Here is a 24,874-nt window from a genome sequence, read left to right on the forward strand (position 1 = left end):
ATAGAAATGAAAAAATTTTTAGAAGGCTTATTGATCTGGTTAGTAATTATTGTTCTTATTTCAGTTGCTTATATTCAGTTCAGCGGAAATGTAGGTAAAAGTAAAACAATTATACCTTTTTCGGAATTTTTAACTAGACTAGAAGACAATGATGTAGAAAATATTGTCATAAAAAATCAGAGCATTGAAGGCAAGTTCAGGGATGGTTCAAGTTTCAACTCAAGCGGTGTTATATATAGCGACCTAATAAAAAATTTACATGATAGAAAAGTGAGATTCTCCTTTTCAACTGGAGATTCTGCCATGAACGTAATTGGTGGATTACTTATCTCATGGGTCCCAACATTTATCTTTATTGGCTTTTTGCTATTCTTTCTTAAACAAACACAAGCGGGAGGCAACAGAACTATAAGCTTTGGCAAGTCAAGGGCTAGACTCATGACTAGTGGAAAAAAAGTAACATTTGATGATGTTGCCGGAATTGATGAAGCAAAAGAAGAGCTGGTAGAGATCGTTGATTTCCTTAAACAAAGGCAAAAATTTCAAATATTAGGTGGAAAAATACCAAAAGGGTGCCTTTTAATTGGCTCTCCTGGAACTGGTAAAACTTTACTTGCTCGTGCAATTGCAGGTGAAGCTAATGTGCCATTCTTTAGCATTTCCGGATCTGATTTTGTTGAAATGTTTGTGGGTGTTGGTGCAAGTCGTGTTCGTGATATGTTTGATCAAGGCAAGAAAAATGCTCCTTGCATAATTTTCATAGATGAAATAGATGCGGTGGGTAGACATCGTGGCATTGGTCTTGGTGGCGGCAACGACGAAAGAGAGCAAACATTAAATCAGTTATTAGTTGAGATGGATGGCTTTGAGTCTAATGAAGGTGTGATAATAATCGCTGCAACTAACCGCCCAGACGTTTTAGATCCAGCACTGCTTAGACCTGGTCGTTTTGACCGACAGGTTACTATTTCTTTACCCGATATAAATGGGCGTGAAAAGATATTAAATACGCATATAAAGAAAATATCAATGGCTCCCGATGTAAATGTGAGAACAGTTGCAAGAGGAACACCAGGCTTTTCTGGAGCTGATTTAGCAAATTTAGTGAACGAATCTGCACTTATCGCTGCAAGAAGAAACAAGAAGATTGTTACCATGGATGATTTTGAATATGCACGTGATAAAGTGATGATGGGCGTAGAAAGGCGATCTCTCATTATGACAGAAGAGGAAAAGAGACTGACTGCATACCATGAAGCTGGTCATGCAATGATTGCTGTTAATATGTCTGCTTCTGATCCTATACACAAGGCAACAATTATTCCACGCGGTAGGGCACTCGGTTTAGTTATGAGACTACCAGAGACAGATAGAGTGTCCCTCACAAGAGAAAAGATGCTAGCAGATATAACTGTTGCAATGGGTGGACGTGTGGCAGAAGAGCTAATTTTTGGCTACGATAAAGTTACAAGCGGTGCATCTTCAGATATAAAATTAGCATCAGATTTATCACGTTCTATGGTAACAAAATGGGGAATGAGCGACAAAATAGGCCCGATCTATCACAATCGCGAACAAACCATACATGGTTCTGACATAATTTCTGAAGATACGTTAAAACTTATAGATGAAGAAGTGAAGGAAGTTGTGTCTTCTTGCTATGAAAAAGCAAAAGAGATTTTGACCAAGCATAAGAAAGGCTTAGATCTCATTGCTGAAAATCTACTGGAGTTTGAAACTTTAACAGGAGATGAAATAAAGGACATATTAAATGGAAAAAAAATTGTTAGAGAGGAAAATGAGAAGAATGAGAAAATAAAAAAATCCTCTCTCTATTAAATTTGGCCTTGTTTAACTGTTAAAATGAAAGTTTTTAGTTGCAGTAATTGACCAATGGTGTCATCAGGTAGCTATCTGACCCACAGAAACGGAGCTAAAATTACTTGACACCCTTCGCCAGCCCCCTTATCATGAAACTGAAGCTATTGTATTTGCTTTCGCCAATCTGCAGATTAAAAGGTAAGGATTACTTAATGTATCGGCGTCTTATGTTCAATTTTTTGCAGTATATAGATACTGTATGTCTTTACAAAACTTCATCTACATCTAGATTTTTATCTAAATAAGCTGAACGCGCTTATAAAGCGTTACAAGACATCAAAAAATGCCAATACTCGACAAAGATAGTAAAAGACTAGCTAACTCGGGGATTCTTTGCCTTTTTTTCTGCTTAGTAAATTTCTTAAACATTTAAACTAAGGTGAGTTGCATTTAAAAGCAGCTAAATTGCAGTGTTTAAGACTTAAAAAACGCCAATACTGAAAATAGACAATGACCAGGGCTTCTTTTGCCTTTTTTTTCATTTGGTAAATTTCTTAATGTTTATGGCTAAACGACAACCGTCATCCCGCTGCTTGTTAGCGGGATCTATTGCCGAGATACCGCGAATGAATCGCGGTATGACGGTTCGCGGCGGTATGACGTAGGACTGCTGTCATTCCAGTCTGGAATCCAAAAAAAAGGATGATGTCATCCCAGTGCCCTGACTACTTGGATCCAGTTTTCTTTACAAATTCACAAAAAGTGCTTCATTCTATAACGCAAAACCCATACTCACCAAACCCAATGCATTACTTGCAATTAAGTTTCCTGGATCCAAGTAGTCAAGCTACTTGGATGACACCCTTTTGGATGGAGACCAGTGTCAGCTACTTGCATGACACCATTCTTTTTCCTGGATCCCAGTGGGCTTTGTTGCATCGCTACTTATGAAAGGCTAACTATAGTTAGGATTATAAGCAACCTATTGAAAATCTTGTTTTTTTGCAATCAATCTGATCAAATTTAAGAATAGTAATTTATTATTTACATTAATAAATTTAATTCTATTGAAAATAGCTAAAGCATTGAAATTCTTGAATTTTAGCCGGATTAGTGAGTGGTAGTGAAATTTCTTTTACTCAAATTTAGGTATTCACTGACCGTTCTTGTTATAAATACCAGAATAATAAGCTACTGATATTCCCCATCTTTTTTATCTTTAATCCATCATAGCTAGCGATGCAACAAAGCCATCCCAGTGTCTGGGCACTGGGATGACACCCTTTTGGATGGAAAGCTACTTTCATGACATCATCATAAAGTAAACCAGTGTCACGCACTGGGATGACAGAAGAAGGTGCTGGGATGACAGGGAGAGGATGCTGGAATGACAGGAACGGAGACCCTTTCCTGACGGACTTAAATCACAATTATCAGCTGTTACAAAAAACGCCAAAAATAATTGCCTTTTAATTTAGGTTATGCAAGAAGTCTAATAATTTCACTATATACTTGATTGTTGTCTTTAGCTTCAATTTCAGTGATAACACTGCACCTAACGGGCTCTTCTATGGCTATTTCCTGAAACCCTTTTCTGACCTTATTGTAAAAATTAACATCCATTTCTTCATATTTATTCTTGTCTTTTGCTCTATTTAACCCAACTTTAACATCAATATCTAGAATGAATGTAATATCTGGATATTTAATTTTCACTAGCTTATGTAAGTCCCTTATTAGCCCTAAGTCAACTCCAAACCCATATCCTTGGTATGCAATAGTTGAATCAATAAACCGATCACAAATCACTATTTTTCCTTCTGCAAGAGCTGGTAATATTAATTTTTTCATATGTTCGCGCCTCATCGAGATAAGTAGCAAGAGTTCAGAAATAGGATCAATATTATTTGTTAACAACACTCCTCTTATCTTTTCTGCAAAATCAGTGCCACCTGGTTCTCGAGTCAATACTACGTTATTTTCGCCTTGAATTTGCTTAAAATGATTTGCAAGTAGCTTAGATTGTGTTGTTTTACCAGAGCCGTCTATTCCTTCGAAAGTTATGAACATAAGTTTTATAATTATAATACTAAAAAAGAATATGCAAACAGTATACATAGAAACCGTTTGACATTTAAATAATAAGACCGTAAATTACATATGGTATAATAATAGTCTATGGTTGCTCTGAATACTCCTAAAGTCGATTTTAGTTTTACTGCAAAAGATTTTAATCTTTTGGGAGTAGACAATAAATACTATACATTAAGTGACTGTTGTGGAAAAAATGGTCTTATTGTAATGTTTATATGCAATCACTGTCCTTACGTTCAGTCAATTATTAGCAATTTGGTAAGCGATGTTGATCAATTGAAAAAAGATTATCAGGTAAACACCATTGCAATAATGCCAAATGATGTAAATGAATATCCAGAAGATTCCTTTGAAAATATGATTAATTTTGCCAAGGAAAATAAGTTTACATTTCCATATTTAATTGATAGCACACAGAAAATAGCTAAAGAATACGGGGCTGTTTGCACTCCTGACTTTTTTGGCTTTAATTCCAATTTAAATCTTTGCTATCGTGGACGTTTTAACGACACAAAAAAAGAAAAAATTCAAAGCTATGAAGTAGGAAGTAGTGACTTATTTCAAGCTATGAAATTTATTGCAGAAACTGGTAATTCTCCAATTGACCAAAAATCAAGTATTGGCTGCTCAATTAAATGGTCTAATTCTACAGGTTAAATATCATGCACAGTGGCTCTCAGCATTTGTTTGATATTATAATTTTACTTTCTGCTGCTGTATTTATAGTCATAGCGTTTTGGAAAATGAATATTAGTCCAGTGCTTGGTTACTTCGTTGCAGGTGCAGTTATTGGTTCTCATGGATTTAATCTGATACACTCAGCTGAAGCAATGGATAATCTTGCAGAATTTGGTGTAGTTTTTCTATTATTCATTATAGGCCTTGAATTGACATTTGAACGCCTGATCGCTATGCGTATTCATGTATTTGGGTTCGGTTCTCTTCAAGTTATAGTTACCATGGTAGCAATATGGTGCATCGCTCTTGCTTTCGGAGTGAATACGAATATAGCGACAGTTATTGGTGGTGGGCTTGCGCTATCCTCAACAGCAATAGTGTTGCAGGTTCTGCAAGAAAAAGGTTCTCAAGCAAGTCAGGTTGGTAGGTTGTCGATAGCAGTGCTATTAATGCAAGATTTTGCAGTGGTACCATTAATAGTATTGGTACCTTTACTTGCTGGCAATTCTGAGCACAGCCTGATAAGCTCATTGGCAGGCTCATTAGTGCAAGCAGCTATTGCATTAGTGCTGATATTTATAACTGGTAGATTATTGCTTAGACCTTTATTTTCGGTTATTGCTAAAATGGAAAGTAATGAGATCTTTATATCAACAACGCTTTTAATAGTATTAGGAGCAGCATTTATTACTGAGCAATTTCATTTATCGTTGGCATTAGGTGCATTTGTCGCTGGATTGTTAGTTGCAGAAACAGAATATAGACACTCAGTGGAGCACGCAGTATTACCATTTAAAGATTTGTTTCTTGGCTTATTTTTCATGACTGTTGGTATGTCCATCAATACCGAACTTTTACTCAATAAGTTACCACTAATTACTTTATTATCGATTATCCTTATCGTTTTAAAAACATCTATCATATATATATTGTGTAGATTTTTTGGGTTTAAGAGTGCACCTGCTATACAAGCTGGGTTACTACTTTCACAAGGCGGTGAATTTGCGTTTATTTTATTTCGCTTAGCAAATGAACTAAATGTGCTACCAAGTGAAATCGCTCAAGTACTTATGATGGTAACTACAGTAACCATGGCTTTCACTCCTCTTTTATCGGGGCTTGGAGATTGGATAGCAAACTCATTTAGCACTGAGAAAACAATATTAGATGATGAAGCTGTTGAAACAGATACACAAGATCTTTATAACCATGTGATAGTTGCTGGATTTGGTAGAGTGGGATATATGGTAACAAAAATGCTTACGGCAGAGCATTTAAGTTACGTTGTTGTAGATATTCAATCGAAAATAGTCAAAGAAGGAAAAAGTGATAGTTTTCCTATATATCTTGGAGATGTTACAAGATGTGAAATTTTAAAATCGGTAGGAATAGAAAGAGCTCAAGCTCTCGTGGTTTCAATAAAGAATGAAGTTACTATAAAAAAAGTTGTTTCTTTAGTTGCTGCAAATTTTCCGCATGTAAATATTGTAATACGCTTACCAGATCTGAGTAATGTGGAGGTTTATAGAGATCTAGGAGCTAGTAAAATTATTCCTGAAACATCTGAGATAGGATTGCAGCTAGGTGGAGCTGCACTGAGCCTCAGTGGTATTAGCGAAAGTGGAGTTACGTCTTTAAAAAGTAGATTCAGAAAAGGCAATTACAGTATGTTAAAAGACCTTGGTAGTGATAAAGATGAATAACTACTTTTCTAATTTTATGTACAGAAAGCTTCAAGCTTTATTGAGGTTTTGCCTATAGTAAATTACGCACATAATCAACCAAGTTAAGGAAAGTGCAAACCAAGTGATTGCATATTCCAAATGCTTCATTGGCTGTATAGCTACTTTGCTGCCAAAATTGTTCGGCCACAATACACACTTCTCTAGCTTAATACCTAACTCATTGGAAATTTCCTCTGTACTCAGGGTAAACCATGTATTCGAAGCAGTATCGTTTTTGATGAACCAATTTTTGCTTTTATTGCTATCGCAATATAAAGTTCCATCTGCAACTACTTTTTCAATTTTTACTTTTTTCTCCTTTTTTTCTCTGACTATTCCTTTATTCACCAACATGTAACGTCCAGTGGTGAGCAACATAGGAGACAGCACGTGATAGCCGTGTTGCCCTGCAAAAACATATAGTTCTATGTCACTTAGAATCCCATCGATCTTGACATGCCTATAGTTAAATTTTTCAAGGTCGTTATTGGGCAATAGATGAACAACTGGAAGACTCATACTTTTAATAATATTATTCTTCCAGTTCAATCTGAATACTTGCCATAATCCTAATAAAAAAAGAAGCAAGCAAGGTATAATTAAAATAAATACTGTTTTTTTTAACACTCTATATTTGTGTTCTTAAATAGTTTTCAACACCCATTAGTTCAATAAGGTCAATCTGTTTCTCAATCCAATGGAAGTGCTCTTCTTCATTTTTTAACATCTCTTCTAATAACATTACACTAACAAAATCTTTTTCTTTCTCAGCGATAGAAATCGTTTCTTTGATATCCTTAATACCTTTTCCCTCTAATTTCAAATTAGCTTCTAAGATTTTCCGTATTGTGTCTTTTGTAAACTTTCCATCATGCTTTGATATTTCGTTTGTATCCTGAAAATTTGGAACTCCTTTGAATAACAAAATTCTTTCTGCCAACTTGTTTGCATGTTCAAGTTCTTCGTTAAGCTCATTTTTTACCTTTTCTGCAAGTCTATTAATTCCATTGTTTTTGAGAACCGCAAAATGCAAAAGATACTGACGTACAGAAGTCAGCTCATTGGTCAATAATTTGTTCAAATGTTTTACTATCTCTTCATTCATAATCTTCCCTTAGTTCAATTTATCAGCATAATTTATATGATAACGATGATTATAGCAACTCATTTAATAGTTCCTTTGATAACAACCGTATTAAATAGCATGTCGTGGTATGTCTGTTTCTTTTTAGAAAAACAAGCAACTAGATACCAGCAGAGAGTGAGCAGCACTATCATTACTTTCAATGCACTCAAGACATTCACTAATACCTCCTGATCTTGCAAAAATTCAGTAAGGACAACTACTACACTGTTTAACAAAGGAAGAAAAAACTGGGAAGTGCTTCTGTCAAACGCTAAATTCAAGTCTATTTTAGAATTATCTAAATTGATAGTACATATATTCATTAACCGTTGACCTGGAGTTGCTTGGGCCTTTGAAGATATAAAATATGTGAAGTAACTACAATTTACACACATGTATGATAGATGTAAGATCAACGAAGAATCCTCTAATAGCAGTATAATTAATAAAGTTGGAATTAATAAAATTGCTACATCTATTAAATATGCGCAAAAGCGCCTTTTTATGCTGGCAATCTCTGTCATTACCTATCTTCCAAATATTTTATTATGAAATCTGTAAGCTTATCAAAATGTTGAAAACATAACAAATCTTCATAACCGCTTATTGATTGACCGTATATAATAGGTAAACAATTGGCATTTTGTGCACACAGAACATCTGTGATGCTATCACCAACGAAAAACACATTTTCTCTATTTATAGGCAACGTACTCTCTTCTAGTGCGAATAGCAGTGGGATTGCAGATGGTTTATCTTCTGCAGTATCGCATGACCCAACTACTCTTTCAAAGTAAGAATCTAGTTTAAAATAGGTAACTTCTTCACGTAAATTAGTATTTTTCTTATTACTTACTATTGCTAGATAAATATTGTAGCTTTTCAGTGTCTGCAACATTTCCTCTACTCCTTGATTCAGAGCAATGTTTTGCAATAGTGCATCATCTAAATATTGTTGATATATCTGATTTGCTTTTTTCCACTGATCGCCAAATAAATTGACCATATAGCTCTTTCTCGACTCATGGGAATTTCTATCAGCAGCTTTATTACTATACCCCATTGAGTTTATGGTATGTTTAATAGCATTAAAAATGTTATCTTGAGTGTCAACTAAGGTATTATCCCAATCGAATACTACTGCTAACGGGCTGTTTTTCATTTCTATATTGTTATATATTTTAAGTTAATAAGTAAATAGCATTTTAATAAAAAAAATATAAAGAGGACGCTCTTGATAAACACTCTTTACCACAAGTTATGTTAACTGTTTTTTATATAATTAGCTAATATACTGGTTATATGATATATTTTAATAGGTAATAGGTATGGCTCAGACATCTAAAGAAAGTGTTGAAAAAAAGTTTAAAGATGTTTTTGAATGTTCTCCAGGTGCTTTTCCAGAAGGTACCTCATTAGAAGAGAAGGTTAATTATATCGCAAAAGGAACAGAGGCTCTAAAAGCTGTGAACAGTAAGGAGCTTGAGAACAAAATGAAAAACGTTGCAGAATTGAATCAGAAATTTGAAAGTCAAAAAGGACGTGCAGATGAAAAAGTACGTCAAGATTTTGAAAGAATTGCTGAGCTTGACCAACAATATAAAGGGAAGGGCATCTTCACAAGTGAAAAAGTTGCAGAATTAAAAAATGACAAAAAATTTCAAGAAGCAGCTAACACTCTTAGAGAAACTACAACAGAAGGTAAAAGTGTTGAACAGAGTGGACAAAAAAAGACTTCTGAGGCTTCTGTACAAACAGATACACAGCCATCAAGAGTTGAAGGGTTACGTAATCCAGAATTTCAAGAAGCAGCTAACACTCTTAGAGAAACTACAGCAAAAGATAAAAGCATTGAACAGAGTGGACAAAAAAAGACTACTGAAGCTTCTGTGCAAACAGATACACAGCCATCAAAGCACGATTCACAAACCGTTAGTCCTTCAGTGAGCAAGAGTTCTGTAAAAGAGAAGCTCAACAATAAAAAGCCTGAACAGGACAAAAAAGATAACATGCCTCAACCACAAGAAAATCAAAAAGAAGAAGGGTTTTTGAGTCTTCTGAAGCGCTTTGTTAAGAAAATGTTAGAAAAACTTTTGGGTGAGGATGAAAAGAGTGTGGAGAATACTCATGACATGAGAGAAGCGGCTCAAAAAAATACATCAAATAATGAAATGCAACAAAAAAGTATGGATCAGAGCTCTTTCATAAATATAAATGGAAAAGAGTTCAATTTAGAACCGGAAAAGGCTTTTAATTATCAGGATAAAGCTCTCAACATTAATATTACATACAATAGTCCTGAGACAAAGCAAAATCTGCAGCAAGATACAACTTCTCCCAATATTGCTAATGCGGTTAACTTAAATATTAATGGTAAGGAATATAGTGTCCAACCTGGTGAGTCTTTCAATCATAAAAGTCCCGGCTTAGAAATTAGCGTGGTGAATGGTCATCAACAAAGTAAAAACTTTGACAAGATTTTAGATCAAGATCGGAGCATAAGTGAAGGTTTAAAGCAAGCAACACAACTTGAAAACCCAATGATAACGCCTATTCATACTCCTAAAGTGAATGAAGTAAACACAGGTCGTGAAAGGTGATCCGCTTTCAAGCTTCATTAGTTTAAAAAAGTATTTAATTATACAATAATCCCAGTCGTCTAAGTGAGGAAAGTCACCTCTCCCCACTAGACTTCAAAACCGGACTTGTGGTAGAGTGGGCAGCCAGCGAGTTACTTGTTAAGTACTTTTCCAACAGCCCCTCTCCGAACCTTACTATTACCCATAAATCTATAAATGGTGAAAAAGCTGCTATTTTACTAATTCAACTTTCTACTATAAATAGATCTGACCTTACCCAGAAAAAGTAGAGAGAAAGTTAAGACGTTTTTGGAGTAAAATAAAACGTTTTTTCAAAGAGGTGTAATATGACAAATAGAAGAGAATATACAGCAGAATTTAAATTGGAAGCTGTTAAGCTGGTTAAAGAAACAGGTCAAACAAGTACAAAAATAACAAAAGATCTAGGTATAGATGGCAGTATGTTAAGTAAATGGGTAAGAAAATATGATGGAAAAATGTCTGGAGCATACGCATTTCCAGGCAAAGGAAAACTAGCTCCTTATGACAAAGAAAGATTTGATCTAAAAAAAGAGTTAGCAAGAGTAAGAAGAGAAAGAGACATTTTAAAAAAAGCCCTGGGATATTTTGCCAAAGAAAAAGAGTAAAATATTCTTTTATAAAAGAGCATAGAAATTGCTATAAAATACAGGAACTATGCAGGGTTTTGTGCTGGTGGTTATTATAAATGGATTGCTAAAGAAAAAAGCAATAAAGAATTAGCAAGGGAAGGACTTCTAGCAGAGATTCAAAAAAAGCATCTAAATGCAGATATGGAGCCCCTAAAATCCATAAAAGCTTTAGGCAAAAATTATAACATCAAAACAGTGCAAAATGTTATGCAGGAAAATGACATTATAGCCAAACTTAGACGAAGATTTAAAACTAAAAAACAACCAAATAATATGGTTATTGCTCCTAATATATTAGATCAAAATTTTATCACTGAGCAACCAAATAAAGTATGGGATTACTTATATAAAAACCAAGGAAGGTTGTTGGCAGCAATAATTCTCACGCATGGTAGTTAATGAGTCATACAATGACAAAACAATTAATTGTGGATTCTTTGCTTATGGCTGTTAACAAACGCAAACCCCCTGAAAATCTACTGTTACATAGCGATCAAGGGTCACAGTATACCTCTCAAAATTACCAATTTCTATTGAATACAAAAAACATCATTTCCAGCATGAGCCATAAGGGCTGTTGTTACGATAATTCTGTTGCAGAAAGCTTCTTCAGTTCACTCAAAAGGGAGCTGCTTATTGATACTTCTCAACATTCTGCTCAACAAACTAGAACTGCCATATTTGAATACATAGAAATCTTTTATAACAAACAACGTAGACATTCTACTATTAACTATTGCATTCCTGCACAATTTGATGCATCATTCTCATGACAAAATCGTCTTAACTTTCTCTCTACTTTTTCTGGGTAAGGTCAGTTAGAAATAGCTGTATGGGAAAAGGTGAAAGATGTACTAAAAAACCCAGAGATGATAAAAAAGGAATACCAACGTAGAGTATTAGAAAATAAAAATGATGAATCATCAGAGAAAAAGTTTGCAAGAAGAGAAAATCAAATAAAAGAAGGTATCGAAAAATTAATGGAAGATTATTATAGTCAAGAAAATGCAGGAGAGAAAGGATATATAAGCGAGGAAGAATTTAAACAGACAATGAGAAAAATGAAAGAACGCTTACAAGGGATAGAAGAAGAGAAAAAAAAGGTAGTTGATCAGAAGGCAGTAGAAAAAGGAATAAGTCTTATTATAAATAGCATAAAGAATTTTTATTCTAGTGTAAAATCGAACCTGGAACAGCTAGATTGGCAAACTAAGCGCGGCATTATTAAAGCATTAATAGGACAAATTAACATTGGTCGTGATCAGGTAGAAGTAGGATTTCAGATCGAAGAACCAGAGCAGGATGGGGGAATTCTTAATTTGTATCATTGTACTACATATCATGATAAGGGGGCTGGTGAAGGGTGTCAAGTAAGTTTTTTGTTTCTGTGGGCTACCTGGATGACAGGATTGCTCTTGAATTTGTATAGCTACATTGTCGGTAAATCTAAATTGCTTTAGTTATAGAAATAAATTTCGAGTCAGATGTGTATAAATTCTATATAATTTTTATCCTACTACTAATTTAATAAGATGGATCACATAGATATTATAAAATCAAAATTATTATTATCTGAAATAGTAGGTAAAAAAGTCAGGCTAATAAAAAGAGGAGATAGTTTTGTTGGGCTCTGTCCATTTCATAACGAAAAAACCCCATCTTTTTCGGTAAGTAATACTAAAGGATTGTATTACTGTTTTGGTTGCTTAGCTAGTGGTGACGCATTTGAATTTATTTCACAAACTGAAGGATTAAGCTTTAAAGAAGCATTGGAAAGATTAGCACAAGTTACAGGTGTTGAGTTACCTAAAAACCTTAATGTTACCAAAGAAGACAATAAACTATTTTCAACACTAAGCTTAGCTGCAAATTGGTTTGCACAAAAAAATCAGGGCGTTGTAGATTATTTAAAGCAGCGCAAGATTTTACCTGAAATCATAGATAAATTTAAGATAGGTTATGCACCAAGCTCTGGTTTGAAGGAGTATTTAAACTCTTCAGGTATTGAAGACAAAATTTTAATTGATATTGGATTAGTAAACAAAAATTTTCATGATTATTTTTATGACCGGCTGATATTTCCTATATACAACATTGCAGGAAGAGTTATTGGTTTTGGCGGACGTGCGCTGAGTTCTGAGCAACAGCCGAAATATTTAAATAGCCCAGAGAGTCAGCTCTTCAAGAAGAGGGAGAATTTATACGGATTAAACTTTGCTTTAAGCGAAATACGTAAAAAACAGCACATATTTGTTGTTGAAGGATATATGGACACTATAGCGCTACATCAAGCGGGAATTAGTAATGCAGTTGCTCCACTTGGTACCGCAATTTCTGCAGAACAGATAAAAAATCTATGGAGATTTGCTAAAGAAATCTCCATCTGTATGGATGGCGATAGTGCTGGACGTCATGCTGCTACCCGAGTTGCAGAACTTGCTCTGCCAATATTAGAGCCTGGATACACGTTAAAGTTTGTGACTTTGCCGAGTAATAAAGATCCATACGATATATGTAACGAACTGGAATACAAGAAAGAAGACGTATTGACTGCTCTTGACCATTCAACAAAACTGCATTCTGAATATTTATGGCATCACATAATCGATAGCAATTTGCAAAATTATGAAAAACTTGCTCCGGAAAAATATTCAATTCTTGAGCACAAGTTCATGGAATATGTAAATACTATTAGCAACAGCAGTATTAGAAGGTATTACAGAGATTATTTTTACAATAAGGCTAGTGAACTAAGAAGTAGCTTCAAAAAACAGATTTTTAATAGTAAAGCTAGAGCAACAAAAGGTGAGTATCTTCATAGCAAATCTCCAGAGCTAATTGAAGCAGAGCAAAATCAGGCCGTAATTTTACGTATAGCCGTAGAATTTCCTGAAATCTTGAACCGTCCTATATTTTTTGAGCAATTTTCTCATTTTGAATTTACTAATGAGATGAAAAGATTACAACAGCGTATAATTGATGTAATAAGTAACAAAAGCAAACTTGGTAAAGAGGCTTTGTTACAAGAATTGAAACAGTTTAACGTTATAAAGTATGTATTTGAAAAAACTAGCATACTAAGTAGCCAACTGAACGAGAGAAAATCTGCAGAAATTGTGTGGAATAATATAGTGTTACTAAAAGAATTAAATGCATTACGAAAAGAAAGAACCGAAGCGAGGCTGAGCGGTAATCTTGACTTAGAAGAAAGGTTGATAGAACAAATAAAGCAAATAGAAAGTAGTATACAAGAAATGCAAATGAAGTTTATTGAAAAGTAGACTGCTACAGTTAATTATTTTTAGATTGTTTGTCATTCTGCTGCTTTTTAACGGAATTTATACTGCCTCTTAGCAATAAAAAACTTACTTATAGTAGGAAAATGACATATTCTTGTGTTTGTTCTCACATAAAACTATTTATGGAGTGACAATGGTGCATGTATTATACTTACGTTTCTGATTCGAAAATTTATGCAGTTGTTTCTAACAAGATTGGTCAACAAATTCTATTATTTAAAGGTGAGAAACAAAGCAATCATCCTTTCTAGTATTGCTTTTATTCTACTGTTTTTTATCAGCAGTGCATTTTTAAAAAAAGATCAGGCGGTTCATAGTGATAATGCAACTAGTAGCTTTTCAGTAAAAACTCAAGAATGTGCGCCGCAAAACCGCACTATATATTTAAATTTTTCTGGTACAGTAAATCCCTTACATAGAGCTAGCCTTGTCTCAAAAATAAGTGGTAAGATTATTGCTATTTATTTACCTGATGGTGAAAAGGTAAAAAGAGATGATGTAGTGTTAAAGATAGAAAATTATGACAGGATTGAGCAAGCTCAGAAAGCTAAAGCTTTATTAAAGCAGCGTGAAATTGAGTATGATTCCTCTCACAAACTGAATAAAAAAGGCTATGGAGCACAAATAAAAGTAGAAGCAGCTTTTACTGCGTTACAAAGTGCAAAAGCTGACCTAAAAAGGCTAGAATTGGATTTAGAAAACACTGCAGTCAAATCTCCTATAGATGGTTATATTGATAAAATCAATGCAAATGAAGGGGATTTTGTTAATGTTGGGCAAAAAATAGCTGACGTGGTTGATTTCGATCAAATTCTTGTAGTGTTATATGTTTCGGAAAATGAAGTAAGTAAAATAGAGCTAGGCAGCACAGCTCAAATTAATTTACTGGACGGAAAAGAATTGGCAGGTGAAGTAAGTTTTATTAGTAAAATTGCTGAGCCTAAAACTGGGTCTTATAGGGTAGAGGTAAAGGTGACTAATAATAAAATGATATCCTTGCAGGGACTAACTGCCAACGTAAGACTACCTTCAGGCGAAAGATTTGCATATAAAGTTCCTTCTTCAGCCCTGAGCTTAAGTGACGAGGGTGCTCTTGGAATAAAGATTGTTGATGACAATAATTATGTAATATTTGCACCAATAGAAATTGTTGATCATGAGAGCGATGGGGTTTGGATAGTAGCAAATAACGAAGATAAACCCATAAAGTTAATAGTATTGGGCCACCTATTTGTTAAGCCTGGTGATAAGGTTTAAGACATAAGATACCGTCTTTATTGTCAACAAATTATTTAGCTACAAAGAATAAAAAATAATAAAAAGTTTTAATTTAGACTGATATCTTCTATAAATTAGTAACTCTGGATAAGTACTTTCAGTTTGTGTGGGCGTACTTATCCAGAGTTACACTAACTATAGTATTTCCCAAAATAAATGATAAAGGTATAATATGGAATTAATGAAATATGAGGTAAGTAATGGCATACAGTGTGGACTTAAGGGAGAAAGCTATCTCTTTGGTGGAAAGAGGGAAGTCAAAATCTGAAGTAGCAGATCTTCTAGAAATAGGAATTGCAACCTTGTACAGATGGCTGAAAAAGAAAGGAAACGGTGAAAGCCTGGAGGCAGGAAAGAATGGAAGTTTTATTCGAAAAATAGATCCAGAAGTACTCAAAGGATATGTCAAAAAACACCCAGCTAGCAGAAATGAAACAAAATCTAGGATTTGGAATAAATTCAATTTGGTATAGGTTAAAACAGCTAAAAATAACCTTAAAAAAAAGTCACAGAACGTAGTCAAGAAGATAGGCAGCGCTTTACCGATAAAATCTCAAAAATAGACCACTCTAGCATTTTATATATAGATGAAGCAGGAGTTGATAATAGATTATACCGAGAATATGGACGAGCTCCAAAAGGAGAAAAAATATATGCTCTGGAAAAAAGCGAGAGAGAGTAAGTATAATAGGCGGATGAGAAGTTCATTGCACCAATAACTTTCACGGGAGAAAGAAGTATTTAATGCGTGAGATATTACTGCCACAGTTAAAGCGTGGTACAACTATAGTTATGGATAATGCTATATTTCATAAGACTCCTAAAACAAAGTCATTAATAGAGTCTTTTGGCTGTCATTTGTTGTACCTTCCAGCATATTTACCAGCTCACTTTTACCCACAAATATAAAAAGTGAGTAAGCTAAATAATTTAGGATCAAAATGATAGAAACAAGTACAAGCGTGCAATATACAGATGGCTTAGGGGATAAATGGCTGGAAAGAGAGTTAAAACACATTAATTTGGGAGATATAAGGCTTAATAAAAGACTTATAAAAACAAGTTATTGCATAGAGGGTAAGGCATCTGAATCAAAGCTGTAGTGGGTGGAAAGAAGCTAAGGGTGCATATAAGCAATGAAAAGCTTGAAGATAAGGAAATTTATTCTTCCCATTATAAAGAAACTAAGGAAAGAATAAAAGGAAACCAGTTGGTATTTTCAGTTCAAGATACAAGTTATTTGGATTTTGACTCTCATATAAAGACCAAGAGACTAGGCAGTATTTCTAAAGCTTATACAAAGCATAAAATGGGTTTACTGTTGCATAGTGCCTAGCAAAGACGGATTACCTTTAGGTCTATCTTCCCAACAATGTTGGGCGCGTTCTATTAGGGAAGAAGAAACGGCACAAGAAAAAGCAAACAGAAAATACCGTACCTCCATAGAAGAAAAAGAAAGTTATAAGTGGATAACAGCTCTCAAAGAAACTATAAACAACCTTCCTCCAAATGTACAACTTGTTACCCTTGGTGATAGGGAAGCAGACATCTTCAAATTTTTATGGGTGGCTGAGACGTTAGGTAGTTTTTATGTAATCCGCAATCGAGCTAATAGAAGATTTATCTGTACTGAAGTCGGAAAAACAGATTTGCAAACACGCATCACTCAACTGCCAGTAAAAAAGAAAATTTCTCTAGAAGTTACTAAAGGTGGAAACCAGAGATCAAGGAAAGCTAATATTGAAGTTAAGTATATGAAAGGCTATATACCTATCAGATCTTCTTCCATTTATGGGTCAAAAGATACAATACATAAAATAAGTGATAAAATCCCTGTATATGTGGTAAGTGCAAAAGAAACAAATCCTCCTGATGGATTGGAAGCTGTCGACTGGACTCTACTAACTAATGTACCATACTTTAGATGCCATAGAAAAGATAAATTGGTATAAGCTAAGATGGAAAATTGAAGAGTATTTTAGGATTTTAAAATCAGGATGTAAGATAGAAAGCTCTCGCTTAGCTACAAAAGAAAGATTACAGAAGTTAATTGCTATAAAAAGTATAATCGCGTTTAAAATTTTATATTTGACAAAAGTGGCTTTATCAAATCCCATGGAAACTTGTACTAAAATTTTAAGCAACGAAGAGTGGAAGGTCCTTTACATGCGTGAGTATCGGGTAGCAACATTACCCGAAGAACCTCCAAACATAAAACAAGCTATTATTTGGTTAGGAAAATTGGATGGATTTATGAATAGAAAAAGTGATAATTTACCAGGGTCTATGACTCTATGGCGGGGCTATGAAAACCTTAAGGAGAGCATTGTTATGCTTCACATCATAACCTCTCAAAATTGTGGGTAAAAGTAAGATTTGAATCCTATAGAACACTATTGGCATATCATCAAAAGTCGCCTCAGACCTCTAATGCACCACTATACAGACTTGCAGCTTTTAGTTGGTAGTACCATAATGGAATTTTATCATTCATTTTAGAAACTACTATAGTTAGCGGAATCTATGCCAAGATACCGCGGCGGTATGACATGGGGAAACCTTGCTTGGGTCAGCTATAGTAAAAAGATTACTAAACATTTCTCCTTAATTAATTTTATTAAATATTAGCATAATAAATTAAGTTTAATATTTTTTTATTAAAATATTAAATTAAAATATTGATTACTTAAACAGTATGAATTATGATATTATTAATTTATATAGTTGAAATTTTAGGAATATGTTTATGCCAAAATATGTTAAGGAGTATATTAAGGAATATGTTAGTAATATTGCTGAGTCTAATATATTAAAGGTTTATACTTTCAAAAATGAATCTCAAATTCAGGTATTTTTCAAAATTGAAAATGAAGAAATTGATAGAATTTTTTCAGGACAAGAAATAGTAACATTTTTAAATTACACTACCAAAAAGAACTTAAACCTGAAAAAAAATATGATAGATCGTAAAAATAACTTTACCATTAGTAAAAACGTAAAACAAGGCATTATTAAAGATGTAGAAGGTATACGTAGAAAAAATGGTAGATATTCATATAAAGTACCAGTTTTATCACCTGAAGAACAATACGAGGAATTGTTTGAAAGCAAGCAAGCTATCCGATTTGATTTGAATCATTTTATGTCAAGCAACATATCAAAAAGCATGAACTTGAAGAATAGATTTGAAGAAACTTTGGGTTTTGACCCCATAAGTGTTGAAAGTGCAATCACACAAGGTGATTAATGGTATGTAAATCTCCTCTTGATATCAACCTTCGTTGTTGGGAAAGCAGATAAACCACGTCGAAAATTCGCTTAAACCTTCTAACCACAGGCAAAAAGGCGCTTTTTTAATTTATTTTATTACCATTGAAATTTATGCCGTTAACCACCTTATATAATGCCACTTATAGCACTTTCAACACTTATGGTTTTGACCCCGAAGAAGGGCTATGTCATCCGTTAAATTATTTTATTACTGCTATAGGACTAAAGAATAAAGAAGATTTTGCTAAGCTTCTCAAGCATGAATATGTTGTATCTGAGCAAGATTTTATAGCTTATGTTGATACAGGACAAGGACAAACGACTAAGTTATTAGCAATACAGGTTTTAGCGCAATGCTTACCTGTTCTTGATGTTCAGAGCATTGACAGGCGTGAAGGAGAATCATTTTATGATGAAATGATATACGATCAACTATGTAAAGATTCATTCTTGATGAGAAGACAAGTTAACATTGATCAAGAACAAGTCAAACGTGCTTTAAAGGATGTAGGAACAGAACGCTACTTAGAATTTATCTTTGCTTGTGGTACTTACTGTAAAAAGAATGGTACTGATAATTCCTATTACACCTCCAATAGTGATAGCGATTACCCCATAGATAATAATGATTATAACGTAAGCTCTGCACATTCCATGTTGGTGTATAAAGCAGAAAATAGTAAATATATATTTTTTGATCCTAATGAAGGGGCAGTTGGCTTTTGCCCCGATACAGGAGTTGCTAATTTAACCTCTGAAGAAATTTGTAAGACACTAGAGTTGGCTGTAAACCTTTATTCATACGATCAATATATTGAAGATTTTTTGATTGTTCCAGACAGTTTTTACACTTATGTTATGCTTGCAGATGCAACATTAATGTTAAAAAAAGCTGAACAATTTTACGAAACAGCAAAAGATCCAAGCTCAAAAATTGTAGATATATCTGTTAATAAAAATACTGGTAATTTATCATTTATACCTGTAATACCATAAAAGTGTATAATTGCTACAAGACTTGATTTTTAACCTTTCATGTAATACAAGTGCAATATAGTCAATTAAAGCAAAGCTATGCATCCAATCATATATCTACTCAACACGTTACTTGATTTTTATAGCTTCATTCTAATATGTTGGATTATCCTAGATTTGCTGATTAGGCTTAATATAGTGAACGTGTATAATGATACTGTCAATCGCATAATGCGCACCTTGAATCAGTTGACTTATCCACCACTAAAAATTATCAGAAGATACATACCACCGTTCAACGGATTAGATTTATCTATAATGATATTGCTAATAGCAATTCGCTTTGTACAATATACAATGAATTACTACTTTTAAGTAGATGCTAAAAAGATATCTAAAAGCAGCAGTATATCTATCACTCTTAATATATATATATATATCAGTTTTTAGCTACAACTATAAAGATCCTTCCTTAAACACAGCTACAAATGAGGAAGTGACAAATTTAGGTGGAATAGTAAGTTCATATTTAGCTGATATATTGGTTCAATTTCTTGGATTAACTAGTGTTACAATAGCTACAACCATAGTTTACTTGTTGATCTTCAGGCCATCAAAAAGGCTGCTAAAAATTCTCTATTTAATATTAATCAATTTAGGGATATGTGCTATACTACCACAACTTTCGCTAGGCATCACTGCAAGGTACAGACACAGTGGAATAATAGGGAATGCACTAATTAATAACTGCCCGTTTTATGTATTTGTGATAGTAACATCAATAGGTCTTATAGGATCGGTTGGTTGGAAGAGAACAATTTACTCTCTATTCTTCTTATGTAAAAAAATAGCTTGCTTATTTGTAAATGTTCCATTCTTCAGATCACATAAAACTGCTGAATATTCAGTTGCACCATTAGTAGTAGAAGAAAAACATAGAATTACTAAACAACAACCAAGAAAAAGACAGACCGAAGAAATTTTTAAACCTTCCAGTGAGTTCGAGTTTCCAAGCATTCATTTACTTTCTAAAGCAGAGGAGTCTTTGCAGAGAAAGCAGCTGAATAAAATGGAGAGCAATAAAAATTTATCTCTGCTGGAACAAGTCCTGAGTGATTTTGGCGTGCAAGGAAAAATTATCAGTGTATGCTATGGGCCGGTTGTGACTTTATACAAACTTGAACCACAAGCTGGCACGAAATCTGCAAGAGTGATTGGCCTTGCAGATGATATTGCACGTTCAATGAGTGCACTCTCTGCACGTATTTCAATAATTCGTGGGCAAAATGCTATGGGAATAGAGTTGCCGAACAAGGAACGAGAAATTGTAATGCTGCGTGATTTGCTTGAATCCCCAGAATACCAGAATGCAAACTTAAATCTTCCAATTGCGCTTGGCAAGGAAATAAGCGGAAAACCAGTTATTGCAGATCTGACTAAAATGCCCCACTTGCTTGTTGCTGGAACCACAGGGTCGGGTAAATCAGTTGCGATTAACACTATGATTCTTTCACTCGTTTATCGATTAAGTCCTGATGAATGTAAGATGATAATGATCGACCCCAAAATGCTTGAGCTTTCGATATATGATGCAATACCGCATCTAATAACGCCAGTGGTAACAGAGCCAAAAAAGGCTGTAGTCGCTCTTAAGTGGATAGTGAAAGAAATGGAAAATCGTTATCGCATGATGTCGTATTTGAATGTGCGCAACGTAATAAACTATAATCAGAAAATCACAGAAGCGATGAATAGTGGAATAGAATTGGAGCGCGTTGTGCAGATTGGCTTTAATTCAACAACAGGCAAACCTTTGTTTGAAAAAATACCAATCAAGATGGAGACATTTCCATATATTGTAGTGATCGTGGATGAAATGGCAGATCTAATGCTTGTTGCCGGTAAAGAAATAGAGTGCTCTATTCAACGTTTAGCTCAGATGGCTCGTGCTGCAGGAATACACATCATAATGGCAACACAACGTCCATCCGTGGATGTGATAACAGGTGTGATAAAGGCAAACTTTCCAACAAGAATCAGTTTTGCTGTTACTTCTAAGATAGATAGCCGCACAATACTTGGCGAACAAGGGGCTGAACAATTGCTCGGCATGGGTGATATGCTCTATATGGCCTCTGGTGGTAAGATCATTCGAGTTCACGGCCCATTTGTAAGTGATAATGAGGTGCAAGATATAGTTGATCATCTGAAAATGCAAGGTGAGCCGAATTACATGGAGGAAATCACCAAAGAAGATGAAAATTCTTCTGTGGAATCAGAAGGTGAAACAGAGGATGAAGAAAACGACCTTTACAACCAAGCAGTGGCCATCATTCAAAGAGATCAAAAAGTTTCAACCAGTTACATTCAACGACAACTTAGAATAGGCTATAACAGAGCTGCAAACATCGTTGAAAGAATGGAAAAGGAAGGTATTATCAGCGCTCCAAATTACTCAGGGAAAAGAGAGATATTGGTTGAATAACAGGGCTTCTTTTTTTGCAACCTTGTAAATACCTTAATTTAAGTTTCCGCACTTTCAAAAAGCAAGTCAAACAAAATTATTAAAAGGTCAATACATAATGACAGTTAATTTAATAATAATTTAAACATTGGGAATGTAAAATTATAATATATTAATTAACTAGGGGGTAAAAATGAGTGTAACTAAATGGGTACTTGGCTTTGATAAGTCAGATATAACAGCATTGCAGGGAAGTCAACAGATTGATGCTGAGCAGTTTCAAAAGGTATTTAGTGCATTAAAAGAATGGCAAGAAGCTCAAAAGATTGATGCTAAACAGTTTGAAGAGGTATTTAGTGCATTAAAAGAGTGGCAAGAAGCTCAAAAGATTGATGCTAAACAGTTTGAAGAGGTATTTAGTGCATTAAAAGAAAAGATTGGTACTGAGCAGTTTCAAGGTATGCAAGAGCACTTAAACGGCCTGCAAGAAAAAGTGGAAACACTTACAGAAGCAGTAGGAGAACAAGAAAAAACACTACTAATTTGTACCATAGCCACTGCTGTTGCTGTAACAGCGATAACTTGTTTTGTTGCATTCTGCATCTATCAGGGAGTTAAGCTTGAGAGGGAGAAAGAAAAGAACTCGCTTGATCAAGATACACCAAAAGCAAAACTTAGTAATGTAGATACTACCGATGGTACTGAAAAACTACAGAATAACTTAAAAGTGCAAACTATATAGCTGCATAACACTCTTCTTAAGAAGGTGTTACATAGCTTGTAACACCTTACTCTTCTCTTAGCCTATGTAGGTTTTTTGATAGCAAACATATCACTTTTTAGAAAAATATTTGTGACATATTATTGTAAAGTTAGTAAAGATTCTGGTTTACTTAAAGTTTGTTAATTGCTATCTTTTAAAACACGATATTTACTATAGCACCATATGCTTAGGATTTTTTCTAAAGTTTTGTTCATATTAATGTTTTTGGTTTCTAGCTTTTTTACTGTGCATAGTGCTGAAGCTAAGTCTAAGGTAAAGCTCAGTAAGAAATACATACCTCCTGGTAACCCTGGTGGTGCAAACTTTCATACAGATGAGGATTTTGCTGAGTCATATAAACTGTATGAGAAGCGTAGGGAATTGCTCAAGAAAAAAAAGTCACAAGATCGAGCTATAAATAAAGAAGATCTAATCAAAAAATTAAAAGAGAAAAAAATTGCTAGTCTTGATAATGAGCCAAATGACATGGAAGCTTGCATAGTCGACGATGAAGAGAGCGCTATGATAAATCAGCATGGTATTAATATCGCGCGTTTAAGGGGTGCTGTATTTATAGATCAAGAGCCAGTTTCCCAGTATGAAAATAAGCAGTATGAAAGTGAGCAGCATGAACAAGAAGGAAAAAAAATTACTTCAACACGAGAAAAAAAAGTTTCTCCTATGAATATCACTATAAAAAAAACTCCATCAAAAAGAACATGTTCACATGATTCTATTGCTAATTTGGATAACGTAGATGCTTATAGTTTGAATGGTTCGAGTTCATTTGGCAGTGTAGCTGACACAGTAAAATAGTATCACAATTAATAATATGCTAGATAAAGACCTAATATTGAATGATGATGCATATGAATTATCGCCGATTTCCAGGCACAAAACTCATGTTGTAGAAGTTGGAAAAGTAAAGATAGGTGGAAATAATCCTGTAGTTGTACAATCTATGGCGCTTGGCGTGCATATAGATTCTGATAATATAAAAAGTAGCGCAAAACATTATGCAAAAGAGATAACAGAACTAGCGCGTACAGGTTCAGAATTGGTGCGAATTGCCTTGAACTCAGAGGAGGTAGCAAGAGCAATACCTTATATAGTAGAAGAGATAAATAAAGAAGGTTTTGACGGTAAAATATTGGTAGGCTGCGGTCAATATGAGCTAGATAAATTAGTTCAAGATTATCCAGACAACATCAAAATGCTGGGTAAAATTAGAATCAATCCAGGCAATATAGGCTTTGGCCACAAACGTGATGAGAAGTTTGAAAGGGTTATAGAGTATGCAATAATGCATAATCTTCCGGTTAGAATTGGAGTAAATTGGGGTAGTCTTGATAAATACCTTTTACAAAAACTGATGGATGAAAACTCTTCGCTTAGTAATTCAAGGCCTTCTGATGTTATACTGCGCAAAGCACTTGTAATGTCTGCTCTTGATAGTGCAAAAAAAGCTGAAGAAATTGGTCTAAGTTCAAACAAAATAATCATTTCATGTAAAGTTAGCAAAGTACAAGATTTAATTTTAGTTTATACGGCACTTGCAAAATCTTCCAATTATGCACTGCATTTGGGTTTAACTGAGGCTGGTATGGGCAATAAAGGTGTGGTAAATACCGCAGCAGGGCTTACTTATTTATTGCAAAATGGCATTGGAGATACCATACGGGCTTCTTTGACTCAACGTCCTGGTGAATCGCGTACTAATGAAGTGGTGGTGTGTCAGGAAATATTGCAGTCTATAGGCTTGCGACACTTTAACCCTCAGGTTAATTCATGTCCTGGTTGTGGGCGCACGAGTAGCGATCGTTTTCGTATATTAACTGAAGAGGTGAATGGCTATATAAAAACTCATATGCCGATGTGGAAGAAAAAAAATCCAGGTGTAGAGCATATGAGCATTGCTGTTATGGGATGCATAGTAAATGGTCCTGGAGAAAGCAAACACGCAAATTTGGGAATCAGCTTGCCTGGATATGGAGAAAAACCTGTTTCAGCAGTCTACAAAAACGGCAAATATTTCAAAACTTTACAAGGTGATAATGTCTCTGAAGAATTTAAGGCAATTATTGATAATTATGTGAAGGAGCATTACACGTAACCTTTCACGGTTAATTAAT

The 24,874-nt window shown here is 34.4% G+C and carries 29 protein-coding genes and 1 pseudogene; 23 read left to right on the top strand and 7 right to left on the bottom strand.

Annotated elements, in window-relative coordinates:
• Window positions 1-6 precede the first annotated feature (6 nt).
• The 3 genes from ftsH to ACJZL1_RS04180 all read left to right on the top strand — a co-directional run bounded on the left by ftsH (window position 7) and on the right by ACJZL1_RS04180 (window position 2,848).
• A complete protein-coding gene (gene ftsH / locus ACJZL1_RS04170; RefSeq protein ID WP_265034881.1) occupies window positions 7-1,839 on the top strand; it encodes an ATP-dependent zinc metalloprotease FtsH in 1,833 nt (610 codons plus the stop codon).
• A gap of 687 nt (window positions 1,840-2,526) precedes the next feature.
• Window positions 2,527-2,772, top strand: a complete 246-nt coding sequence (locus tag ACJZL1_RS04175; RefSeq protein WP_419247039.1) for a hypothetical protein — start codon at window positions 2,527-2,529, stop codon at window positions 2,770-2,772.
• Window positions 2,717-2,848, top strand: coding sequence for a hypothetical protein (locus ACJZL1_RS04180; protein WP_419247040.1), 132 nt, complete (start codon window positions 2,717-2,719; stop codon window positions 2,846-2,848). Before ACJZL1_RS04175 ends, ACJZL1_RS04180 begins: the two co-directional genes overlap by 56 nt.
• Before the next feature lie 142 nt (window positions 2,849-2,990).
• Here ACJZL1_RS04180 and ACJZL1_RS04185 read toward each other — a convergent pair whose 3' ends face one another.
• Genes ACJZL1_RS04185 through tmk form a run of 3 tightly spaced genes read right to left on the bottom strand, consistent with a single transcriptional unit; the run spans window position 2,991 to window position 3,891 of the window.
• A complete protein-coding gene (locus tag ACJZL1_RS04185; RefSeq protein ID WP_419247041.1) occupies window positions 2,991-3,128 on the bottom strand; it encodes a hypothetical protein in 138 nt (45 codons plus the stop codon).
• On the bottom strand, window positions 3,125-3,277 hold the full coding sequence (locus tag ACJZL1_RS04190; protein ID WP_419247042.1) for a hypothetical protein: 153 nt from the start codon (window positions 3,275-3,277) through the stop codon (window positions 3,125-3,127). Before ACJZL1_RS04190 ends, ACJZL1_RS04185 begins: the two co-directional genes overlap by 4 nt.
• 23 nt (window positions 3,278-3,300) lie before the next feature.
• Window positions 3,301-3,891 carry a dTMP kinase gene (gene tmk / locus ACJZL1_RS04195; RefSeq protein WP_265034877.1) on the bottom strand — a complete coding sequence of 197 codons (591 nt, stop codon included), beginning with the start codon at window positions 3,889-3,891 and terminating at the stop codon, window positions 3,301-3,303.
• 108 nt (window positions 3,892-3,999) lie between these two features.
• Between tmk and ACJZL1_RS04200 the strand changes: the two genes are divergently transcribed.
• Window positions 4,000-4,572, top strand: coding sequence for a thioredoxin family protein (locus ACJZL1_RS04200; RefSeq protein ID WP_419247043.1), 573 nt, complete (start codon window positions 4,000-4,002; stop codon window positions 4,570-4,572).
• 5 nt (window positions 4,573-4,577) lie between these two features.
• Window positions 4,578-6,296 carry a monovalent cation:proton antiporter-2 (CPA2) family protein gene (locus ACJZL1_RS04205; RefSeq protein ID WP_265034876.1) on the top strand — a complete coding sequence of 573 codons (1,719 nt, stop codon included), beginning with the start codon at window positions 4,578-4,580 and terminating at the stop codon, window positions 6,294-6,296.
• A gap of 30 nt (window positions 6,297-6,326) precedes the next feature.
• Here ACJZL1_RS04205 and ACJZL1_RS04210 read toward each other — a convergent pair whose 3' ends face one another.
• Genes ACJZL1_RS04210 through ACJZL1_RS04225 form a run of 4 tightly spaced genes read right to left on the bottom strand, consistent with a single transcriptional unit; the run spans window position 6,327 to window position 8,605 of the window.
• The gene (locus tag ACJZL1_RS04210) at window positions 6,327-6,944 is read right to left on the bottom strand and encodes an SURF1 family protein (protein WP_253309892.1); all 618 of its coding nucleotides are present in this window, start codon (window positions 6,942-6,944) and stop codon (window positions 6,327-6,329) included.
• Between the two features lies 1 nt (window position 6,945).
• Window positions 6,946-7,422, bottom strand: coding sequence for a bacterioferritin (gene bfr, locus ACJZL1_RS04215; protein ID WP_155969303.1), 477 nt, complete (start codon window positions 7,420-7,422; stop codon window positions 6,946-6,948).
• 59 nt (window positions 7,423-7,481) lie between these two features.
• Window positions 7,482-7,967: an RDD family protein gene (locus ACJZL1_RS04220; protein ID WP_265026536.1), complete on the bottom strand. Its 486-nt coding sequence runs from the start codon at window positions 7,965-7,967 to the stop codon at window positions 7,482-7,484.
• Window positions 7,967-8,605 carry an HAD family hydrolase gene (locus tag ACJZL1_RS04225; RefSeq protein ID WP_265026535.1) on the bottom strand — a complete coding sequence of 213 codons (639 nt, stop codon included), beginning with the start codon at window positions 8,603-8,605 and terminating at the stop codon, window positions 7,967-7,969. The genes ACJZL1_RS04220 and ACJZL1_RS04225 overlap by 1 nt, the downstream gene beginning before the upstream one ends.
• A 166-nt stretch (window positions 8,606-8,771) precedes the next feature.
• Here ACJZL1_RS04225 and ACJZL1_RS04230 point away from each other — a divergent pair, with 166 nt between their 5' ends.
• The 18 genes and pseudogenes from ACJZL1_RS04230 to ispG all read left to right on the top strand — a co-directional run bounded on the left by ACJZL1_RS04230 (window position 8,772) and on the right by ispG (window position 24,855).
• A complete protein-coding gene (locus tag ACJZL1_RS04230) occupies window positions 8,772-10,043 on the top strand; it encodes a hypothetical protein (protein WP_419247044.1) in 1,272 nt (423 codons plus the stop codon).
• Window positions 10,044-10,369: 326 nt separating this feature from the next.
• A pseudogene (locus tag ACJZL1_RS04235) lies at window positions 10,370-11,466 on the top strand (IS3 family transposase).
• A gap of 69 nt (window positions 11,467-11,535) precedes the next feature.
• Complete coding sequence (locus tag ACJZL1_RS04240; RefSeq protein ID WP_419247045.1) at window positions 11,536-12,153, top strand: hypothetical protein; 618 nt, start codon at window positions 11,536-11,538, stop codon at window positions 12,151-12,153.
• A 72-nt stretch (window positions 12,154-12,225) separates the two neighbouring features.
• Window positions 12,226-13,974: a DNA primase gene (gene dnaG, locus ACJZL1_RS04245; protein ID WP_265034867.1), complete on the top strand. Its 1,749-nt coding sequence runs from the start codon at window positions 12,226-12,228 to the stop codon at window positions 13,972-13,974.
• A 192-nt stretch (window positions 13,975-14,166) separates the two neighbouring features.
• A complete protein-coding gene (locus tag ACJZL1_RS04250; RefSeq protein ID WP_419247046.1) occupies window positions 14,167-15,249 on the top strand; it encodes an efflux RND transporter periplasmic adaptor subunit in 1,083 nt (360 codons plus the stop codon).
• 221 nt (window positions 15,250-15,470) lie between these two features.
• The gene (locus ACJZL1_RS04255; protein ID WP_265025917.1) at window positions 15,471-15,743 is read left to right on the top strand and encodes a transposase; all 273 of its coding nucleotides are present in this window, start codon (window positions 15,471-15,473) and stop codon (window positions 15,741-15,743) included.
• A gap of 271 nt (window positions 15,744-16,014) precedes the next feature.
• Window positions 16,015-16,179, top strand: a complete 165-nt coding sequence (locus ACJZL1_RS04260; RefSeq protein WP_406830923.1) for a transposase — start codon at window positions 16,015-16,017, stop codon at window positions 16,177-16,179.
• A 32-nt stretch (window positions 16,180-16,211) separates the two neighbouring features.
• Window positions 16,212-16,373 (top strand): transposase DNA-binding-containing protein, encoded by a 162-nt coding sequence (locus tag ACJZL1_RS04265; RefSeq protein ID WP_182319418.1) that lies wholly within the window; start codon window positions 16,212-16,214, stop codon window positions 16,371-16,373.
• Window positions 16,373-16,606, top strand: coding sequence for a hypothetical protein (locus tag ACJZL1_RS04270; protein ID WP_265025918.1), 234 nt, complete (start codon window positions 16,373-16,375; stop codon window positions 16,604-16,606). Before ACJZL1_RS04265 ends, ACJZL1_RS04270 begins: the two co-directional genes overlap by 1 nt.
• A complete protein-coding gene (locus ACJZL1_RS04275) occupies window positions 16,599-17,222 on the top strand; it encodes a hypothetical protein (RefSeq protein ID WP_419247047.1) in 624 nt (207 codons plus the stop codon). Before ACJZL1_RS04270 ends, ACJZL1_RS04275 begins: the two co-directional genes overlap by 8 nt.
• Window positions 17,179-17,637, top strand: a complete 459-nt coding sequence (locus tag ACJZL1_RS04280) for a transposase (protein WP_265025920.1) — start codon at window positions 17,179-17,181, stop codon at window positions 17,635-17,637. Before ACJZL1_RS04275 ends, ACJZL1_RS04280 begins: the two co-directional genes overlap by 44 nt.
• A 379-nt stretch (window positions 17,638-18,016) precedes the next feature.
• Window positions 18,017-18,517 carry a hypothetical protein gene (locus ACJZL1_RS04285; protein ID WP_419247048.1) on the top strand — a complete coding sequence of 167 codons (501 nt, stop codon included), beginning with the start codon at window positions 18,017-18,019 and terminating at the stop codon, window positions 18,515-18,517.
• A 134-nt stretch (window positions 18,518-18,651) separates the two neighbouring features.
• Window positions 18,652-19,536, top strand: a complete 885-nt coding sequence (locus ACJZL1_RS04290) for a hypothetical protein (protein WP_265025923.1) — start codon at window positions 18,652-18,654, stop codon at window positions 19,534-19,536.
• A gap of 78 nt (window positions 19,537-19,614) precedes the next feature.
• Window positions 19,615-19,890 (top strand): YggT family protein, encoded by a 276-nt coding sequence (locus ACJZL1_RS04295; RefSeq protein WP_341818369.1) that lies wholly within the window; start codon window positions 19,615-19,617, stop codon window positions 19,888-19,890.
• A gap of 4 nt (window positions 19,891-19,894) precedes the next feature.
• The gene (locus ACJZL1_RS04300) at window positions 19,895-22,000 is read left to right on the top strand and encodes a DNA translocase FtsK 4TM domain-containing protein (protein ID WP_419247049.1); all 2,106 of its coding nucleotides are present in this window, start codon (window positions 19,895-19,897) and stop codon (window positions 21,998-22,000) included.
• A gap of 172 nt (window positions 22,001-22,172) precedes the next feature.
• Complete coding sequence (locus ACJZL1_RS04305; protein ID WP_419247050.1) at window positions 22,173-22,721, top strand: hypothetical protein; 549 nt, start codon at window positions 22,173-22,175, stop codon at window positions 22,719-22,721.
• A 204-nt stretch (window positions 22,722-22,925) separates the two neighbouring features.
• On the top strand, window positions 22,926-23,558 hold the full coding sequence (locus ACJZL1_RS04310; protein WP_265025927.1) for a TRP75-related protein: 633 nt from the start codon (window positions 22,926-22,928) through the stop codon (window positions 23,556-23,558).
• Between the two features lie 16 nt (window positions 23,559-23,574).
• Window positions 23,575-24,855, top strand: a complete 1,281-nt coding sequence (gene ispG / locus ACJZL1_RS04315) for a flavodoxin-dependent (E)-4-hydroxy-3-methylbut-2-enyl-diphosphate synthase (protein WP_265025928.1) — start codon at window positions 23,575-23,577, stop codon at window positions 24,853-24,855.
• The last annotated feature ends 19 nt before the right edge of the window (window positions 24,856-24,874 follow it).

This window comes from Wolbachia endosymbiont of Rhagoletis indifferens (genome assembly GCF_048537595.1).
In the GTDB taxonomy this organism is placed as follows: Bacteria; Pseudomonadota; Alphaproteobacteria; order Rickettsiales; family Anaplasmataceae; genus Wolbachia.

What these genes read in the sequence shown, in the direction of transcription:
- ftsH (WP_265034881.1), top strand. Translation starts at nt 7, where the DNA reads ATGAAAAAATTTTTAGAAGGCTTATTGATCTGGTTAGTAATTATTGTT.
- ACJZL1_RS04175 (WP_419247039.1), top strand. Translation starts at nt 2,527, where the DNA reads ATGTCATCCCAGTGCCCTGACTACTTGGATCCAGTTTTCTTTACAAAT.
- ACJZL1_RS04180 (WP_419247040.1), top strand. Translation starts at nt 2,717, where the DNA reads ATGACACCATTCTTTTTCCTGGATCCCAGTGGGCTTTGTTGCATCGCT.
- ACJZL1_RS04185 (WP_419247041.1), bottom strand. Translation starts at nt 3,128, where the DNA reads ATGAAAGTAGCTTTCCATCCAAAAGGGTGTCATCCCAGTGCCCAGACA.
- tmk (WP_265034877.1), bottom strand. Translation starts at nt 3,891, where the DNA reads ATGTTCATAACTTTCGAAGGAATAGACGGCTCTGGTAAAACAACACAA.
- ACJZL1_RS04200 (WP_419247043.1), top strand. Translation starts at nt 4,000, where the DNA reads ATGGTTGCTCTGAATACTCCTAAAGTCGATTTTAGTTTTACTGCAAAA.
- ACJZL1_RS04205 (WP_265034876.1), top strand. Translation starts at nt 4,578, where the DNA reads ATGCACAGTGGCTCTCAGCATTTGTTTGATATTATAATTTTACTTTCT.
- bfr (WP_155969303.1), bottom strand. Translation starts at nt 7,422, where the DNA reads ATGAATGAAGAGATAGTAAAACATTTGAACAAATTATTGACCAATGAG.
- ACJZL1_RS04220 (WP_265026536.1), bottom strand. Translation starts at nt 7,967, where the DNA reads ATGACAGAGATTGCCAGCATAAAAAGGCGCTTTTGCGCATATTTAATA.
- ACJZL1_RS04225 (WP_265026535.1), bottom strand. Translation starts at nt 8,605, where the DNA reads ATGAAAAACAGCCCGTTAGCAGTAGTATTCGATTGGGATAATACCTTA.
- ACJZL1_RS04230 (WP_419247044.1), top strand. Translation starts at nt 8,772, where the DNA reads ATGGCTCAGACATCTAAAGAAAGTGTTGAAAAAAAGTTTAAAGATGTT.
- dnaG (WP_265034867.1), top strand. Translation starts at nt 12,226, where the DNA reads ATGGATCACATAGATATTATAAAATCAAAATTATTATTATCTGAAATA.
- ACJZL1_RS04250 (WP_419247046.1), top strand. Translation starts at nt 14,167, where the DNA reads ATGCAGTTGTTTCTAACAAGATTGGTCAACAAATTCTATTATTTAAAG.
- ACJZL1_RS04255 (WP_265025917.1), top strand. Translation starts at nt 15,471, where the DNA reads ATGGCATACAGTGTGGACTTAAGGGAGAAAGCTATCTCTTTGGTGGAA.
- ACJZL1_RS04260 (WP_406830923.1), top strand. Translation starts at nt 16,015, where the DNA reads ATGCGTGAGATATTACTGCCACAGTTAAAGCGTGGTACAACTATAGTT.
- ACJZL1_RS04265 (WP_182319418.1), top strand. Translation starts at nt 16,212, where the DNA reads ATGATAGAAACAAGTACAAGCGTGCAATATACAGATGGCTTAGGGGAT.
- ACJZL1_RS04280 (WP_265025920.1), top strand. Translation starts at nt 17,179, where the DNA reads ATGTACCATACTTTAGATGCCATAGAAAAGATAAATTGGTATAAGCTA.
- ACJZL1_RS04285 (WP_419247048.1), top strand. Translation starts at nt 18,017, where the DNA reads ATGCCAAAATATGTTAAGGAGTATATTAAGGAATATGTTAGTAATATT.
- ACJZL1_RS04290 (WP_265025923.1), top strand. Translation starts at nt 18,652, where the DNA reads ATGCCGTTAACCACCTTATATAATGCCACTTATAGCACTTTCAACACT.
- ACJZL1_RS04295 (WP_341818369.1), top strand. Translation starts at nt 19,615, where the DNA reads ATGCATCCAATCATATATCTACTCAACACGTTACTTGATTTTTATAGC.
- ACJZL1_RS04300 (WP_419247049.1), top strand. Translation starts at nt 19,895, where the DNA reads ATGCTAAAAAGATATCTAAAAGCAGCAGTATATCTATCACTCTTAATA.
- ACJZL1_RS04305 (WP_419247050.1), top strand. Translation starts at nt 22,173, where the DNA reads ATGAGTGTAACTAAATGGGTACTTGGCTTTGATAAGTCAGATATAACA.
- ACJZL1_RS04310 (WP_265025927.1), top strand. Translation starts at nt 22,926, where the DNA reads ATGCTTAGGATTTTTTCTAAAGTTTTGTTCATATTAATGTTTTTGGTT.
- ispG (WP_265025928.1), top strand. Translation starts at nt 23,575, where the DNA reads ATGCTAGATAAAGACCTAATATTGAATGATGATGCATATGAATTATCG.